At 70.9% G+C, this 16,070-nt stretch carries 13 protein-coding genes; 8 read left to right on the top strand and 5 right to left on the bottom strand.

What is annotated here, in order from left to right:
• Positions 1-2: 2 nt before the first annotated feature.
• On the bottom strand, positions 3-1,778 hold the full coding sequence (locus tag Actob_RS10750; protein WP_284919930.1) for an AMP-dependent synthetase/ligase: 1,776 nt from the start codon (positions 1,776-1,778) through the stop codon (positions 3-5).
• Positions 1,730-2,575, bottom strand: a complete 846-nt coding sequence (locus Actob_RS10745; RefSeq protein WP_284919929.1) for an oxygenase MpaB family protein — start codon at positions 2,573-2,575, stop codon at positions 1,730-1,732. The genes Actob_RS10750 and Actob_RS10745 overlap by 49 nt, the downstream gene beginning before the upstream one ends.
• A gap of 729 nt (positions 2,576-3,304) precedes the next feature.
• Between Actob_RS10745 and Actob_RS10740 the strand changes: the two genes are divergently transcribed.
• The 5 genes from Actob_RS10740 (at position 3,305) to Actob_RS10720 (ending at position 8,540) form a co-directional block, all read left to right on the top strand.
• The gene (locus Actob_RS10740) at positions 3,305-3,853 is read left to right on the top strand and encodes a PadR family transcriptional regulator (RefSeq protein ID WP_284919928.1); all 549 of its coding nucleotides are present in this window, start codon (positions 3,305-3,307) and stop codon (positions 3,851-3,853) included.
• Positions 3,854-3,856: 3 nt separating this feature from the next.
• Positions 3,857-5,572 (top strand): acyl-CoA dehydrogenase, encoded by a 1,716-nt coding sequence (locus tag Actob_RS10735; protein WP_284919927.1) that lies wholly within the window; start codon positions 3,857-3,859, stop codon positions 5,570-5,572.
• Between the two features lie 1,677 nt (positions 5,573-7,249).
• Entirely contained in the window at positions 7,250-7,681 is a 432-nt protein-coding gene (locus Actob_RS10730) for an SRPBCC family protein (RefSeq protein WP_284919926.1), read from the top strand.
• Positions 7,678-8,094: an EVE domain-containing protein gene (locus Actob_RS10725; protein WP_284919925.1), complete on the top strand. Its 417-nt coding sequence runs from the start codon at positions 7,678-7,680 to the stop codon at positions 8,092-8,094. The genes Actob_RS10730 and Actob_RS10725 overlap by 4 nt, the downstream gene beginning before the upstream one ends.
• Positions 8,091-8,540: a MarR family winged helix-turn-helix transcriptional regulator gene (locus Actob_RS10720; RefSeq protein WP_284919924.1), complete on the top strand. Its 450-nt coding sequence runs from the start codon at positions 8,091-8,093 to the stop codon at positions 8,538-8,540. The genes Actob_RS10725 and Actob_RS10720 overlap by 4 nt, the downstream gene beginning before the upstream one ends.
• Before the next feature lie 60 nt (positions 8,541-8,600).
• On the opposite strand, the gene Actob_RS10715 is transcribed toward Actob_RS10720, so the two are convergent.
• Positions 8,601-8,909: a MerR family transcriptional regulator gene (locus tag Actob_RS10715; RefSeq protein ID WP_407653698.1), complete on the bottom strand. Its 309-nt coding sequence runs from the start codon at positions 8,907-8,909 to the stop codon at positions 8,601-8,603.
• A 598-nt stretch (positions 8,910-9,507) separates the two neighbouring features.
• On the opposite strand from Actob_RS10715, the gene Actob_RS10710 reads away from it, so the two are divergent.
• Positions 9,508-9,729: a hypothetical protein gene (locus Actob_RS10710; protein WP_284919922.1), complete on the top strand. Its 222-nt coding sequence runs from the start codon at positions 9,508-9,510 to the stop codon at positions 9,727-9,729.
• A 4-nt stretch (positions 9,730-9,733) separates the two neighbouring features.
• Here the strand turns inward: Actob_RS10710 and Actob_RS10705 are convergent, their stop codons facing one another.
• The gene (locus Actob_RS10705) at positions 9,734-11,938 is read right to left on the bottom strand and encodes a molybdopterin oxidoreductase family protein (protein WP_284919921.1); all 2,205 of its coding nucleotides are present in this window, start codon (positions 11,936-11,938) and stop codon (positions 9,734-9,736) included.
• Between the two features lie 167 nt (positions 11,939-12,105).
• Here Actob_RS10705 and Actob_RS10700 point away from each other — a divergent pair, with 167 nt between their 5' ends.
• Both Actob_RS10700 and Actob_RS10695 read left to right on the top strand, forming a co-directional pair.
• Positions 12,106-13,206 carry a phospholipase D-like domain-containing protein gene (locus Actob_RS10700; RefSeq protein WP_284919920.1) on the top strand — a complete coding sequence of 367 codons (1,101 nt, stop codon included), beginning with the start codon at positions 12,106-12,108 and terminating at the stop codon, positions 13,204-13,206.
• A gap of 337 nt (positions 13,207-13,543) precedes the next feature.
• Positions 13,544-14,308 carry a M23 family metallopeptidase gene (locus Actob_RS10695; RefSeq protein ID WP_284919919.1) on the top strand — a complete coding sequence of 255 codons (765 nt, stop codon included), beginning with the start codon at positions 13,544-13,546 and terminating at the stop codon, positions 14,306-14,308.
• A gap of 157 nt (positions 14,309-14,465) precedes the next feature.
• Here the strand turns inward: Actob_RS10695 and Actob_RS10690 are convergent, their stop codons facing one another.
• Complete coding sequence (locus Actob_RS10690) at positions 14,466-15,707, bottom strand: MFS transporter (protein WP_284919918.1); 1,242 nt, start codon at positions 15,705-15,707, stop codon at positions 14,466-14,468.
• Positions 15,708-16,070: the final 363 nt, after the last annotated feature.

Here is a 16,070-nt window from a genome sequence, read left to right as displayed (position 1 = left end):
ATTCAGGCCGCGTAGAGCGCGTCGATCGCGTCCGCGTAGCGATCCTGGACGACACGGCGGCGCAGCTTGAGGGTCGGGGTCAGTTCGCCGGTCTCCGGCGTCCAGCCGTTGGGCAGCACGTGGAAGCGCTTCACCTGCTCCGGCCGGGCCAGGCGGTGGTTGGCGGCGGCCACCGCCGCGGTGATCTCGGCGAGCAGGGCGGGATGCGTCGCCAGCGCGGCGAGCGACGTCTCGGTCAGGCCCTGCCGGGCGGCCCACGCGGGTACGGTCTCCTCGTCGAGCACGATCAGCGCCGTCACGTAGGGACGCCGGTCGCCGATCGCCACCGCCTGGGCGATCAGCGGGTGGGCCCGCAGCAGGTTCTCGATCTGAGCCGGGGCGATGTTCTTGCCGGCCGAGTTGATGATCAGTTCCTTCTTGCGGTCGGTGATGGTGAGGAACCCGTCGGCGTCGATCGTGCCGACGTCGCCGGTGGCGAGCCACCCGTCCGCGTCGGTGACCGGTTCGACGCCGCCGTCCGGGCGCAGGTAGCCGGCGCAGACCAGCGGCCCGCGGACCAGGATCTCGCCGTCCTCGGCCAGCCTGAGCTCCATCCCCGGGTTGACCCGGCCGACAGTGCCGGTGCGGAAGCCGTCCGGGGTGTTGAGGGTGGCGGTCCCGGTGGTCTCGGTCATCCCCCACACCTCGAGCACGTCGATGCCGATGCCGGCCAGATAGAGCAGCACGTCGACCGGGATCGGCGCGGCGCCGCTGCCCGGCCACAGCACGTTGTCCAGGCCGAGCCGGGCCCGCAGCGGCCGCAGCACCCGGGTGTCCACCAGGTTCAGCCGGGTGGACAGCTCCGGCGGCAACGGCTGGCCGGCCTCGCGCAGCTTGTAGGCCTGCAACGCCACCTCGCGGGCGGTCTCCACGGCGTTGCGGACGGCCGGTTCGGCCGCGGCGAGCTGGGCCTGGATGCCGGCCACGAACTTCTCCCAGATCCGCGGCACCCCGAAGAACGCGACCGGCCGGACGCTGACCAGCCCGGCGAGCAGCTGCGCCGGGTCGGGGCAGATGGTGACGTGCCCGGCGCGGTAGATCGCGTTGTAGATGCCGAGCATCCGTTCCGCGATGTGCGCGAGCGGCAGGTACGCCAGCGACCGCGCGTGGTCGGGCGTCGGCACCGTCGCCTCCAGGACCACCGACTGGTAGATCACGTTGTGGTGGGTGAGCACCACGCCCTTCGGATCGCCGGTGGTGCCCGAGGTGTAGAGCAGGGTGACCGGCTGGTCGGACCGGACGGCACGCCAGGTCTTCACGAACGTCTCCGGGTCGGCCGGCCGCGCGGCGAGCCCCGGCAGGTCCCGGTCGAGCACCAGGACGTGTTCCACGTGCGGCGGCAGCGGGGTCCACCTGGCCAGGTCGGCCTCGTTCTCGAGGATCAGGATCCGGGCGCCGCTGTGCTGGGCGAGGTAGCGCAGCTGAGCCGGCGCGAGGGTGGCGTAGACGGTGGACGGGATGGCTCCCAGGTGCACGGCGGCCAGGTCGACCACCCAGTGCTCGACCCGGCCGGCCATCATGATCAGCATGCGGTCGCCGGCGCGCAGACCGAGCTCGGCCAGGCCACCGGCGGTCGCGGCGACCCGGTCACGCAGCTCGCGCCAGCTCAGGGTGCCCGGTACGCCCAGCGTGCTGAGCGCCGGCAGGCCGCCGAACTCGGTGGCGTTGCGGTGCAGCAGAGCGGGAACGGTCAGGCCCCGGGCGGTATCGGCGCACCGCTGGGCGAGCGAGGAGTCCATCTCGGTTGCCTCCTACGAGCCAGTCGTTGGCGAAGATCTCTGAGGTAGTGATCCTTGAGCACCTGTCGCAGGCGCCGCGGCACACGTGGGTAGACGGCCGACGTGACGGACAGGACGCGGTCGAGCCGGCGCTGCTGCCGCGCCGTCCAGGTGAAGCCGTACCCGTCCCGGATCGGCCCGGGCAGCAGGCCCACGGTGACGAACCGGTTGACCGGGATGCCGGGACGCAGCGCGACCGGCAGATGCGCCGGACGGAGCACCGCGGCGGCGATCTCCCGGGCCGGCTCACCGACCGCAATGGTGTCGATCATGTGGTCCCAGTAGCGCCGGAATGCGGCCCGGCAGGCCGGCCAGGCGTCCTCGGGACAGCCGATCGAGGTGGCCAGAACGCTGTACTGCCGATAGCAGACGTCCAGCTCGGCCGGTGACAGCGGACCGAAGACACGCTGGTGGAGCAGTGTCGCGGTGTCGAACAGCGTGGCGTTCACCCACACCTGCAGATCGGGGTCGGCGGCGTCGTATCCGGGTCCGGTGACCCGGCGGTGCCTGGCGCTGACCGCCCGGCTGATCGCCCGGGCCTCGTCCCGGGTTCCGAAGAGGACGCCGTAGACGTAGCTCAGCGTGATCCGCAACCGGTCCAGCGGGCGCTCGGCGAAGTCGCTGTGCTCGTACACCCCCTGGGCGACGGCGGGGTGCGCGACCTGCAGCAGCGTCGCCCGGCCGCCGCCGGCCAGGAGCAGACTCTCACCCGCCACCCGGCGGATCACCGCGTCGCCGGGAAAGAGACCGTCCTCCATGTCGGCACAGTATTCCGCGGATCGCGCCGTGTGAAGAGCCTTGACAGCAGCCGGAAACCGATGAACAAGTTAATCGAAAATCACACGCCAACATCGATGGAAGCCCGGATCCACCAAGGCGTACGTGTACGACGCCGGCGCCGGGATGATGGCTGCCGGCATCGCCGAGGTGTGCGCGCGGGCCGGGCTCGACGAGACGGCCGCGGCGCTGGGCAACGCCTAGCGGCCGCATCCCGCGGATCCGGCCCTGGACCGGATGATCGACGAGTTCGGGCGCGGGGGCCGCTCGACCGGTGCGGGTTTTTACGAGTACGCCGACGGCAAGCGCACCGGACTCTGGCCCGGCCCGTCCGCCTTCTCCCGAACGGGTGCCGGCGCCCCGCCCGCCGACCTCGGCGTCCCGTCCAATGCCCGCGGCATCCCGTCCGCCGACCTCCGCTTCCCGTGCAACGACCGCGGCGTCCCGTCCGCCGACCTCCGTTTCCCGTCCAACGACCGCGGCATCCTGTCCGCCGGCCTCCGCTTCCCGTCCAACGACCGCGGCATCCTGTCCGCCGGCCTCTGCTTCCCGTGCGCCGACCCGGGAACTGGCCGCGCGTTACGGCGATCGGTTCACCCCGCCTCCGCTGCTGCTCACGAAGGCGGCGGAGGGCTCGACGTTCTGATCGCTCGCGTCCCGCCGCGACCCGCGCCTTGCTATGCAACGAATTGCATAGCAGGATGCCAGACATGGCGCTGGAGCACGCGATCCTGGTCTCCCTGCTGGAGCAGCCCGGATCCGGATATGAGCTGGCCCGCCGGTTCGAGCGGTCCATCGGCCGCTTCTGGACCGCCACCCACCAGCAGATCTATCGGGTGCTGAAGCGGATGGAGGCGGACGGCTGGGTCACCGCCGTCGAGATCGGCCAGGAGGGCAAGCCGGACAAACGCGACTTCACCGTCTCGGCGACCGGCCGGGACGTGCTCACCGCCTGGCTGCACGAGCCGGTGCAGCCCGAGGCGGTGCGGCACGACCTGGCCGTGAAGGTGCGCGGGGCCGCCTTCGACGACGCGGCCGGCCGGGCGGCGCTGATCGACGAGGTGACGCGCTACCGGACCGAGCACGAGGATCTGCTGGCCCGCTATCTCGCCGGGGAGAAGCGCGACTTCCCCGACATCTCATCACTGACCACCGGTCAGCGGCTTCAGCACGTCGTGCTGCGCGGCGGCATCGCCTATGAGCGGATGCTGCTCGACTGGCTGGACGAAGTCCTGACCGAACTGCGGAAGGAATCCTGAACAGTGCTGTTCAACCCGAACACGACCGACTTCGATCAGTTCGACGCGGAGACCCGCCGACTGCTGCGGGCCACCGTCGACTTCTTCGAGGAGCGCGGCAAGAAGGCGCTGATCGACAGGTACATCAACCGGTCCTGGTACGACGACTTCCTGGCCTTCGCCGCGAAGGAGAAGCTGTTCGCCACGTTCATGACGCCGGCCGGCTCCGGCTCCGGCCTCGCCTCCAGTTCCAGTTCCGCCTCCGGCTCCGGCTCCGGTGACAAGCGGTGGGACACCGCCCGCAACGCCGCGCTCAGCGAGATCCTCGGGTTCTACGGCCTGGACTACTGGTATGTCTGGCAGGTCACCGTGCTGGGTCTCGGCCCGGTCTGGCAGAGCGCCAACGCCGCGGCCCGCGCCCGCGCCGCCGAGTTGCTCGACCAGGGGCACGTGATGGCTTTCGGGCTGTCCGAGCGGGCCCATGGCGCCGACATCTACTCCACCGACATGGTCCTCACGCCGACCGATTCCGGATATGTCGCCAATGGCACGAAGTACTACATCGGCAACGGCAATGTCGCCGGGCTGGTGTCGGTGTTCGGGAAGACCCCGGACGGCTACGTCTTCTTCACGGCCGACAGCCGCCACCCGAACTACCACCTGATCAAGAACGTCGTGAACAAGCAGATGTACGTCAGCACGTTCGAGCTGCGCGATTACCCGGTGCGCGAGGAGGACATCCTGCACACCGGGCAGGACGCCTTCGACGCCGCGCTGAACACGGTGAACGTCGGCAAGTTCAACCTGTGCACCGCCGCCATCGGCATCTGCGAGCACGCCATGTACGAGGCGGTCACCCACGCCCACCAGCGGATCCTGTACGGCAAGCCGGTCACCGACTTCCCGCACGTGCGGCGCGAGCTGGCCGACGCGTACGTCCGGCTGGTCGCCATGAAGCTGTTCAGCGACCGGGCCGTCGACTACTTCCGCTCGGCCGGCCCGGACGACCGGCGCTATCTGCTCTTCAACCCGATGACCAAGATGAAGGTCACCACCGAGGGCGAGCGGGTCATCGACCTGATGTGGGACGTCATCGCGGCGAAGGGCTTCGAAGCGGACACCTATTTCGACAAGGCCGCCATGGACATCCGCGGCCTGCCGAAACTCGAGGGCACGGTGCACGTCAACCTGGCGCTGATCCTCAAGTTCATGCCGAATTACCTGCACGACCCGGTCGCCTACGAGCCGGTGCCGACCCGCGTCGACCCGGCCGACGACGAGTTCCTGTTCCGCCAGGGCCCGGCCCGCGGCCTCGGCGCCATCCGCTTCCACGACTGGCGGATCGCCTACGACCGCTTCGCCCACCTGCCGAACGTGGCCGCCTTCCGCGAGCAGGCCGACGCCCTGTGCCGGCTGAACGTCGCCAAGGAGCAGCACGCCGACCTGGACTTCTTGCTCTCGGTGGGTCAGCTGTTCGCCCTGGTCGTCTACGGCCACCTGATCCTGGAGCAGGCCGAACTCACCAACGTCGACACTCACCTGCTGGACGAGATCTTCGCCGTCCTGGTCCGTGACTTCTCCGCCCACGCCACCGACCTGCACGGCAAATCCGCCACCACCGAGGAGCAGGCCACCTGGGCCCTGTCCACCATCCGCCGCCCGGTCCCCAGCGAAGCCCGGACCACCACCGTCTGGAACCAGGTCCTCTCCCTGGTAGCCGCCTACGAGATGCGCCCCTGACACCCCCGCCCTCTCCCCCACCGACACAGCTCCCGCCGCCCACCCAGTCCCGTGGGCGGCGGGAGCCATCACCACCGACGGCACCGACCCGATTCCCCGAAGCGCCCCCTCCAGGGCACGGTTACATACCGACCCTACATAATGCGCATCAACATCCGGATAGCCGCAAAACAGCCTATCCAACCAAGCCAAAGAACCAATTTTTCCATCCCTGACCACACGACAGGGAGAACCGCGAACCCGGCAGTCACCGAATACATTTCGTGTCACCTTTCCCACCCGCCCACAGCGACCACCCTCATTCATCACATAACCACCCGAGCCCGCAGCCATCCGTGACCAACAGCAATCGCATCCACCCACCGACCGCCCGGACGCAGCCGGCAAGAGCGGCACGGACGCAAGCGGCACGAGCGGCACGAGCGGCCGGGACGGGAGCGGCGCGACCAGCGCGGGCGGCGCAGGCACGAGCGGCGCGGGCGGCGCAGACACGGGCGGCGCGGGCGGCGCGGGCGGCGCAGGCGGCACGGGCGGCACGGGCGGCACGGGCACGGGCGGCGCGGGCGGCGCAGGCGGCACGGGCGGCACGGGCGGCACGGGCACGGGCGGCGCGGGCGGCGCAGACACGGGCGGCACGAGCGGCACGGGCACGGGCGGCGCGGCCGGCGCGGACATGGGTAACCGTGGCATCGACCGAGTGATGCCACCGCATGTGCCCTCACCAGCCACGTCCGCGTCACAGTGCCGCGCAACGCGCGTGGCGGCACCGCACCGTGGCGCAATGCTCTGCGGCCGAGCCAACCGCACCCCAGCGGCCTGCGGCCCGACCGACCGCGACTCGGTGGCCTGTAGCCGAGCCAACCGCACCCCAGCGGCCTGCGGCCCGACCGACCGCGACTCGGTGGCCTGTAGCCGAGCCAACCGCACCCCAGCGGCCTGCGGCCCGACCGACCGCGACTCGGTGGCCCGTAGCCGAGCCAACCGCACCCCAGCAACCTGCGGCCCGACCGACCGCACCCCGGTCGGCCCCGGCCCATGGATGGCGGCAGCTAGCCCTTCGGCATCGGCGTAACCGAGCCGTCGCAGTTTCTCGGCATGGCGACGACGCAGCCCCCATGCGCGCTGCCGCTCGTGCTCGCGCCGAAACTCCTCTTTCGCGGGTGAATAATTGCGCGCCGCAGTCCGGTCCCGCATCGTCGCGAGTTCCACCCTGCCGAACAACGACAACTGCCTCATGCGTCCATTATTCCGCCCCCAAATCTCCCTCGTCAGTGCCCGATCATGCCAATCCAAGGAATCTCAACAGCAACTTTCCACAATTGCACGAGCCAGTTGTCCGCGTCGCAAGAGAAGGGGGCGTTGATTCAGGCGATTGAGGGAGGGCCCGAGACACAGCGAAACACGGGGCAAGGAGCGGCAAACGACACAAGCAGGACATGGGACGCAGCCCGGCAAGGCCCGAGACCGCCACAAGAAGAGAGGCACGGCAGGCCCCGAGACCACCACAAGAAGAGAGACACGGCAGGCCCCAAGACCACCGCAAGAAGACAGGCACACCAAGGCGCGAGGAAGGCGGCAAGAGGAGGAGCGCTGCAGGCGTACCGAAAGAGGGTGGACCGCAGGCCGAAGCGAACCCGCCGCTTGACGGCCAGATACTAAGCGCGCATACTATTTCCCATGAAGACCATCGCCACCGCTCAGATCAGCACCGACATCCCTGCCCAGGCCTTCTTCGAGCGCTGGGCCGACATGGCCACCTGGCCGGAGTGGAACACCGACACCGAGTGGGTCCGCCTCGACGGCCCCTTCCGCACCGGCGCGACCGGCCAGCTGAAGCCCAAGGGCGGCCCGGTCACCCGTTTCGTCGTCACGTCGCTCGTTCCCGGACGCGAGTTCACCGACGTCTCCCTGCTGCTCGGCGCGCGGCTGACGTTCCAGCACCTGGTGACCGAGGACGGCGGCCGGACCACCGTCGCCGTGCGGGTCAGCATCGAGGGGCCGCTCGCGTTCTTCTGGAGCGCCGTTCTCGGCAAGGGGATCGCGCGCGGTCTCGACGGCGACCTCAGCCGGCTGGCGGCGGCCGCGCGCACGGCGGGAGTCACGGCATGAGGCACTGGCTCGGCGTGGTGTGCCGCGACCACGTTCAGCGCGGCACCCGCCTCGGCATCGCCCAGCTCGGGCACGGCAAGCGGGACGGGCTCGCCCGGCTGGCGCCCGGCGACTGGCTGGCCTATTACTCCCCGCGGACCAGCCTGCGCGACGGGGCTCCGCTGCAGGCGTTCACCGCGCTCGGCGTGGTCGCCGACGACGAGATCTGGCAGGCGCACGAGGGCGACTTCCACCCGTGGCGGCGCCGGATCGACTACCTTCCGGACGTGATCGAGACACCGATCCGGTCCCTGGGACTGGACCTCACCGCCCAGCCCGGCTGGGGCGTGCAGCTGCGCCGTGGCCTCGTCGAGCTCACCGGCGCCGACTTCGCGCGCATCCACGATGCCATGCGCGCGGCCCGGGTGGCATGAGCCTGGCCACCGCGCACGAGAGCGCCGACGACAGCCCCGGCCTGCTGTTGTGGCAGGTCACCAACCGGTGGCAGGCCGCCCAGCGGGCCGCGCTGAAGCCGTTCGACATCACCCACGTGCAGTTCGTGCTGCTGGCGACGCTGACCTACCTGCAGGCGTCCGGCCCGGTGACGCAGAAGGCGCTGGCCGGCATGGCCGCCACCGACCCGATGATGACCTCCCAGGTGCTGCGCACCCTGGAGAGCCGCGGGCTGGTGCATCGGCCACCGCATCCCACGGACCGGCGCGCCCGGGCGGTCGCCGTCACGGAGGCTGGGCGCGACCTCGCCAACCGGGCGGTGATCGCGGTGGAGGCCTGTGACGCCGCCTTCTTCGCCGGCCTCGGCGACAACCTGCCCGTCTTCCTCACCGCCCTGCGCAGCCTCCGCCAGACCGAACAGGGCTAGAAAGCAGCCTCCGCCAGACCGACCAGGACTAGAAAGCAGCCTCCGCCAGACCGACCAGGGCTAGGAATCCCGCCTCCCCGACGGCTCTTCCCCCTGGAGTCTGCGGTTCTCCTCAAGTGCCTCTTCGAGCTGATCCTCGAGAATGATGATCCGGCAGGCCGCTTCCAGAGCGGTGCCCTGGTCCACCATCTCCCGCGCCCGGGCGGCCAGCCGCAGCTGGTACCGGGAGTAACGCCGATGGCCGCCGGCCGAGCGGAACGGGGTGAAGAGTCTCTCCTCGTCGAGCCGCCGCAAAAAGTCCTGCGACGCGCCGACGATCTCCGCGGCGCGGCCCATCGTGTAGGCGGGGTAGTCGTCGTCTCCGAACATGTCGTCGGGTTGGGCCACTTACACCTCTCCATGGACGAGGGCCCCGGCGCTTGCGCGCCGGGGCCCAGGGTTTACGGGTTGAAACACCATCTACCGGCAGGTTCGCCGGCTTACAAGATCCACATCCGCTGTCGTCGAGGACCGCGGCTGCGGGGATCGCATAAGCGTGACCGGAGACCACCTTTCCATCGAAGGTAACTGCGGTGTCCGCCAACTGGTGGCGGGCGATCCAACGGTGTCCTGCCCTCCCTTTCCTCTGTTTCGCGATCTTTCCTTGGTGCTGTCGTGCCTGCTCGCCGGCGGCGAAGCCCCACGCGAATTCATGGCCTCACCACGTGCGACGAGCTGTCTCACTCAGGGGCGACTGAGGCCCCAAGGTGTGCCGGTCGAGCGAGCCACGAACTCTCCGGGCCCTGCTGTAGCTCGGCCTGCACGCGTCAGCGTCGTCAACTGATCTCTGCTGTCAACAACAAGAACTCTAACCATCCCTCGCCAAGAAATCTAGCCTTTGGCGCCGAGATTTTTTGGGTCGCGAGGTCCATGGCCGGCGAGACTTCGATGAAGGTGAGATCTGCGGCAGCGCGGGTACCGAGAGATCATGAGCAGCGGACAGGACCGACGTGCCCGGCAGCGCACCGCCGACACCATGCGTACGACAGCCGCGGAGCTGGAGGAGACCGAGGCGTCCATGCACCGCCGCGCGGATGCCATCCCCGATCAGGCGGCCCGGGAGCGCCTGCACGAGGTCGCGTCCCAGGTCACCGCGACGGCCACCGACATCGCCCGGCGCGCCGGGCAGCTGCCGCCCGGCCCCGGATGACCGCTCAGCCCGGTTTGACCTCGACCGGGATCCCGTTCAGCACGGAGTTCCCGGAGAGCGGGTCGATCACCAGCTCGTCGGTCAGCACATTGGTGTTGACGCCGGGATGGGCCGCCGCGACCGCCAGCCGTACCCCCGGCAGGTCATGCCCCCACCCGTGCGGCAGGCTCACCACTCCCGGCATCACCCGGTCGGTGACCTCGATCCGGGCCACCACCGAACCGGCCCGCGACGTCACCGCCGCCGCGATGCCGTCGGCCAGCGTCAGCCGGGCCGCGTCCTCCGGGTGGATCTGCAGCGTGCACCGGTCCTTACCCTTCACCAGGGCCGGCACGTTGTGCATCCAGCTGTTGTTGGACCGCAGGTGGCGGCGACCGATCAGGACCAGGCCGGGCCGCGGCCGGTCGAGAGCCGCCCGCAGCCGCGCGGTCTCGGCGGCCAGCGGCGGCGCGCACAGCTCGATCAGCCCGCTCGGTGTCCGCAGCACCTCCGGGATCCGCGGCTTGAGCGGGCCGAGGTCGACACCGTGCGGCGCGGCGAGCAGTCGTCCCAGCGAGAGCCCCTCCGGGACGGCGCCGAACCAGTCACCGTAGGCCCCGGTGCGCAGGGCCACGTCCAGCAGCCGCTCGGCCGGACCGTCCCCGGTCACCAGCGCCCGCAGCTCGGCGGCGTCCTTGCCGAGCGCCTCGCCCACCTTCCGCAGCGCCCCGCCCAGCAACTCCTCGTGCAGGTCGCCGGACCGGCCGGTGACGATCTGGATCAGCCGGGCCAGGATGTCGCACTCGTCGAGCGTGTCCGGCTCGGCGGCGAGCACCGGCGGCGAATAGGCCGCGAAGTTCCGCACCGCCAGGGCCAGGAACGAGAAGTCGTAGTGCCCCTTCCGGGTCGGATCCAGCGGCGGCAGGATCACGTCGGCGTGCCGCGTGGTCTCGTTCAGGTAGGGGTCGACGCTGACCATGAAGTCCAGGCCGGCCAGGGCACGGTCGAGGCGGCCGCTGTTCGGCGTGGACAGCACCGGGTTGCCGGCGACCGTGAGCAGCGCCCGGACCTGCCCCTCCCCCGGTGTGTCGATCTCCTCGGCCAGCACCGCGACCGGCAGCTCGCCTTTCACCTCGGGCAGCCCGCGCACCCGGCTGTGCCAGCGCCCGACGGTGAAACCCCTGCCGCCCGGCTTGGTGCCGGGCCGCAGGTGCGCGGCGAGCGGGAACATCACGCCGCCGGGCCGGTCCAGGTTGCCGGTCAGCACGTTGAGCACGTCGACGAGCCAGCTGGTCAGGGTGCCGAACTCCACCGTGCAGGTGCCGATCCGCCCGTAGACCGCAGCCGTCGGCGCCGCCGCCAGCTCGCGGGCCAGCCCGCGGATCCGCTCGGCCGGAACATCACAGACCGCGGCGACTTCTTCGGGCGGGAAACTCGCGGCCAGCTCGCGGACGAGATCGACCCCGCTGACGTACGGCGTGAGCCGCCCGAGCTCGACCAGCCCCTCACCGAACAGCGTGTGCACCATCCCGAAGAGCAGGAACGCGTCGGTGCCCGGCCGGATGAACAGGTGCTCGTCGGCGTGCTCGGCGGTCCGGGTGCGACGCGGGTCGACCACCACGAACCGGCCACCGCGAGCCTGGATCGCCTTGAGCCGCCCGGGGAAGTCGGCGGCGGTGGCCAGGCTGCCGTTGGACTCCCACGGGTTGGCGCCGAGCATCAGCAGGAAGTCGGTGCGGTCCAGGTCGGGCACCGGGATGGCGAGCGGGCTGCCGTAGAGATAGCCGCAGGAGACGTGCTTGGGCATCTGGTCGACGGTGCTGGCGGAGAAGATGTTGCGGGTGCCGAGCGCCTTGAGCAGCGGGGTGACGTAGAGCCCGCCGGCCATCGTGTGCACGTTCGGGTTGCCCAGGTAGGCGGCGACCGCTTGCGGACCGTACCGTTCGACGATCGGCCGGAGGCCGGCCTCGACCGCCGCGAACGCCTCGTCCCAGGAGACCTCCTCGTGCCGCCCGTCCGCCCGCCGGATCATCGGCCGGCGCAGCCGGTCCGGGTCCTCGGCCAGCCGCCCGAAGGTGGCGCCCTTGGGGCAGATGAACCCGTGGCTGAAGACGTGCTCGCGGTCGCCGCGGACCGCCGTCACGGTCTCCCCGGTGACGGTGAGCTCCAAGCCGCAGGCGGCCTCGCAGAGCGGACACGTGCGATACGCCGTGCGGGTCACGTCGGCCATGACGTCTCACCAGCCTTCCGAGCTTTGTTACTCATGAGTATCGGAGGTGGGCCGCCCCGTCAACCCACTCGGCGCACCGGGAGCCGGCGGGCCGCCCGGATGATCGGAGCCGACCGTGCGGCGGTCGGCCGATGGGCCGCCGGCGGACTCGGGCGCAGACTGACCGCATGGGTGCCGACCTCGGCGGAATCGAGTTCTACGCGGGTCCCCCGGTGCTGGGCGGGCCGGACGACCTGGACGCGGTCATTCGTGACTTCATCGACGGCGCGACCACCCGGCTGCTGGTCGCCGTGCAGGAGCTGGACTCCCGGCTGATCGCCGACGCGATAGTGGCGGCCCGGTCCCGGCGGGTCAGGATGCAGGTCATCCTGGAGGGCGACTACCTCCGGGAGGAGAAACCGGTCGCCGACCCGTGGGCGACGGGCGGGGAGAACGAGGGGAACCGGGTGATCCACGCGGCGCTGCTGCGCGCCGGGATCGACCTGGTGACGGACCTGAACCCGAACATCTTCCACCAGAAGTTCATGGTCCGGGACCCCGGCAGACCGACCGCGGCGGTGCTCACCGGCTCCGCCAACTTCACCCACACCGACACCGGCACCAACCCGCCGGACGTGTTGGACAAGCCGGGCAACAACCTGAACCACGTGGTCGTGCTGCACGGCAAGACAGTGACGGATCTCTACCTCGCCGAGTTCGCCCGGCTGCGCGGCGGCACCTTCGGCGACGTGCACGAGCGGCACGAGCCCCGGCCGCGCGAGTTCCGGCTCGGCGGTATCCGGGTCAAACCGGTCTTCGCCCCGGAGCAGGGCCCGGAGATGGAGATCATGAAGCAGATGCTGAAGGCGCGGGAGCGGGTGGACTTCGCGATGTTCACCTTCGCCCAGTCGTCGGGCATCGACGACACCATGGAGTGGATGCTCCGGGCCGGCATCCCGGTGCGCGGCGTCCTCGACCGCGGGCAGGGCTCGCAGCGCTGGGCCGCCACCGAGCCGCTCAAGGCCGCCGGCGCCAGCCTCTTCGAGAACACCCCCGGCAACGGCGTCCGGAAGATCCACCACAAGCTGATGGTGATCGACCGCCGACTCACCATCATCGGCAGCTTCAACTACACCGCCCCGGCCGCCACCCTCAACGACGAGAACATCGTCGTCCTCGGCGACCTGGAGGAGACGGACCCGGCCGCGAAAGCCGCCCAGGAACGGCTCGCCGCCTACGCTCTGGCCGAAATAGACCGCATCATCACGACGCTCTCCCGCCCGGCCTGACGCTCCCGGCCCGTGCCCGCCGCTTTCCGGTACGGCGGACCGCCGCCATGTTCCGGTCCGCTTCCGCGCACGACCGCCGCTTTACGGTACGGCGGACCGCCGCCATCTTCCGGTCCGCTTCCGCGCACGACCGCCGCTTTACGGTACGGCGGACCGCCGCCGTCCCCGGCCCCCTCCGCCGACGATCCGCTGCTCAGGGCCCACGCCGCCCCCGGCCGTGATGGCACCAGTGGCGCAAATCCTGACAAGTCCGGGTCGCCGTGCGCCGCGGAGTTCCCTAGAGTGGGCGGTCGGCGTCGCGCCCGCGGTGCCGGACGGCGGATGAGGGGACGGCAGGATGCGCAAGTTCGTGGCCGGAGCCGCGGCCATGATGTCGGCGCTGGCACTGACGGCCTGTGGCGGCAAGAGCGAGGAGCCGTACTTCGTGAGCGAGGGGTCGGCCGCCTCGGCGTCGGCCGCCGCGACCGCACCGGCCTCCCCGGCGACCGCACCGACCGGCGAGGTGAGCAGCGCGCCGGCGGCCAGCGCCAGCGCCAGCCCATCGCCGACCGCGAGCCCGTCGGCGTCGAAGAAGGCGACGGCGGTCAAGTACTTCTTCCCGGTGGTCGGCAACAACTCCTACGCCCGCACCCACCACGACTACCCGGCCACCGACCTGATCACCGACTGCGGCAACAAGTTCCGCGCGGTCACCGACGGCGAGGTGCTGGCCGTCAGCACCGTCGACAAGTGGAAGGCCTCGGTGAACGCCGGCGCCACCCGCGGCGGCCTGTCCATCTCGATCCTCGGCGACGACGGGGTGCGGTACTACGGCTCGCACCTGTCGAAAATCGCCGCCGGGGTGACCGTCGGCGCCCGGGTCACCGGTGGCCAGACCATCGGCCGCACCGGTGACACCGGCGACGCCAGCGCCTGCCACCTGCACTTCGGCATCTCGCCGCCGTGCGCGCGCTCCGGCGACTGGTGGAACCAGCGCGGCACCGTCTACCCGTGGCCGTTCCTGGACTCCTGGAAGGCCGGGAAGAACAAGTCGCCGGTGGCCGCGGTCAAGAAGTGGAAGGCCGCGAACGGCTGCCCCACCAAGCCGACCACCTTCGGCTGAGCCGCCCGCCGGCTTTCCGGCCACGCTCGACTCCGGCCGGAGAGACGGGGCCGCAACCGGTCACGGTCGAGGCGACCGGCGGCTTCTCAGGCCGCGGCCGGCTCCGGCCGGAGAGACGGGGCCGCATCCGGTCACGGTCGAGACGACCGACGGCTTCTCAGGCCGCGGCCGGCTCCGGCCGCGGTAGCCGGGCCGGGGCGAAGACGCCGACGGCGGTGGTGACCACGGTGAGCACGGCGAGCGTCGCCAGCAGGGCGGCGCCGCCGACCACCAGGGTCGGGCGGACCCGCTCGGCCGCCGCGCCGGCCCCGAGCATGGCCAGGCCCTGCACCGCGCACAGCCCGGACATCGCCACGCCGAAGGCACGCGCCCGGTAGGCGGCCGGGACAGCCCGGCCGAAGAGCGCGTTGAGCGGGATGCTGAACGCGCCGGCCACCCCGCTGATGAAGAGCAGGACCAGGACCGCCGGCAGCGGCGGGTGGGCCGCGATCGGCAGCAGCACGGCCCCGGTGAGCACGGCCAGCGGCAGCATCAGGCGACGGCGCGTGTCCGGCGGGCAGAACCGGGTGAGCAGCACGCCGCCGATCGCCACGCCGGCCGGCATCATCGCGAGCAGCAGGCCACCGGTACGGGCCCCGCCGCCATACTCCTCGGCGAGCGGGGCGACCACCCCCTCGGTGCCGTAGACCAGGCAGGACAGCCAGAACAGCAGCAGGTAGGACCGGAGGGCGCGGTCGGCGAAGACCACGCGTACGCCGGCTGTGGTCTCCGCCCACCACGATCCGGACGGCTCCGGCGCGGTCTGGTTGGCCGCCGCGCAGCGGCGCAGACCGGTGCCGATCAGCGCGGCCGAGACCAGGAAGGTGGCCGCGTCGGCGGCCAGCACCAGCTGCGCCGAGCCGGTGGTGACCAGCAGCCCGCCCAGCGCGAACCCGGCCACCTGGGTGACCTCGGCGACGATGTTGTCCAGGCCGTTGGCGACCGGGTAGCGATCGCCCGCCAGGATGTCCGGCAGCAGCGAGGAGCGCGCCGACTGGAACGGCGGGCGGCAGAGGTTCGCCGTGAAGGCGATCCCCACGAGCAGCGGCACCGGCAGGCCGGGGACCAGCATGAGCAGCACCAGGGCGGCCCGGATCAGGTCGCACCCGACCAGCACCCGGCGGCGCGGCAGCCGATCGGCGAGCACCGCGAGCAGCGGTCCGCCGACCACCCAGGTCAGGTTGGCGCCGGCGAAGGCGAGCGCGGCCAGCAGCGCCGAGCCGGACCGCTGGAAGACCAGGAAGGACAGCGCCACAGCGGTCAGCTGGTCGCCGATCAGCGACAGCAGGTTGGCGGCGAACAGGTGGCGGTACTCGCGGACCGCGAAGATCTCGCGATATCCGGCCGGCTTCTCGGACAACGATTCTTCCCTGCACATAGGTCGACGGCGGGTCGTCCCAGGTCCAGATGGGACGGCCCGCCGTCGTTGACGGTCACACCACTTCGGCAGAGGCCTCAGGCCCAGCTACGTCCACGCATGCGACGACTCCTCTCACCACGGCATCGACTGACTCACGATCGCGAATTCTCAGACCCAGCTACGGCTACGCACGTGCGCACTCCCCTCGTCACGACATCGGCTGACTCACGCTCGGGGAGACTTCAGCTCCAGGTACGACCACGCATCGAGGCACCTCCCTTCAGCGGGGGATCGGCTGACGGGATCTACCGTAGGTTTCCCCCGAATTCGGGCATATCGTCTTTTCGTCCGAGGGCACCCGCA

The sequence above is a fragment of the Actinoplanes oblitus genome, from assembly GCF_030252345.1.
In the GTDB taxonomy this organism is placed as follows: domain Bacteria; phylum Actinomycetota; class Actinomycetes; order Mycobacteriales; family Micromonosporaceae; genus Actinoplanes; species Actinoplanes oblitus.
Note: the sequence above shows the minus strand (reverse complement) of the source record. Positions and strands in the feature narration are given on the sequence as shown.

Bases quoted from the DNA above. Each gene is read 5' to 3' on its own strand.
- Actob_RS10745 (WP_284919929.1), bottom strand. From the start codon at position 2,575: ATGGAGGACGGTCTCTTTCCCGGCGACGCGGTGATCCGCCGGGTGGCG.
- Actob_RS10720 (WP_284919924.1), top strand. From the start codon at position 8,091: ATGAGCCTGGCCACCGCGCACGAGAGCGCCGACGACAGCCCCGGCCTG.
- Actob_RS10740 (WP_284919928.1), top strand. From the start codon at position 3,305: ATGGCGCTGGAGCACGCGATCCTGGTCTCCCTGCTGGAGCAGCCCGGA.
- Actob_RS10695 (WP_284919919.1), top strand. From the start codon at position 13,544: ATGCGCAAGTTCGTGGCCGGAGCCGCGGCCATGATGTCGGCGCTGGCA.
- Actob_RS10700 (WP_284919920.1), top strand. From the start codon at position 12,106: ATGGGTGCCGACCTCGGCGGAATCGAGTTCTACGCGGGTCCCCCGGTG.
- Actob_RS10715 (WP_407653698.1), bottom strand. From the start codon at position 8,909: ATGTTCGGAGACGACGACTACCCCGCCTACACGATGGGCCGCGCCGCG.
- Actob_RS10710 (WP_284919922.1), top strand. From the start codon at position 9,508: ATGAGCAGCGGACAGGACCGACGTGCCCGGCAGCGCACCGCCGACACC.
- Actob_RS10725 (WP_284919925.1), top strand. From the start codon at position 7,678: ATGAGGCACTGGCTCGGCGTGGTGTGCCGCGACCACGTTCAGCGCGGC.
- Actob_RS10730 (WP_284919926.1), top strand. From the start codon at position 7,250: ATGAAGACCATCGCCACCGCTCAGATCAGCACCGACATCCCTGCCCAG.
- Actob_RS10750 (WP_284919930.1), bottom strand. From the start codon at position 1,778: ATGGACTCCTCGCTCGCCCAGCGGTGCGCCGATACCGCCCGGGGCCTG.
- Actob_RS10705 (WP_284919921.1), bottom strand. From the start codon at position 11,938: ATGGCCGACGTGACCCGCACGGCGTATCGCACGTGTCCGCTCTGCGAG.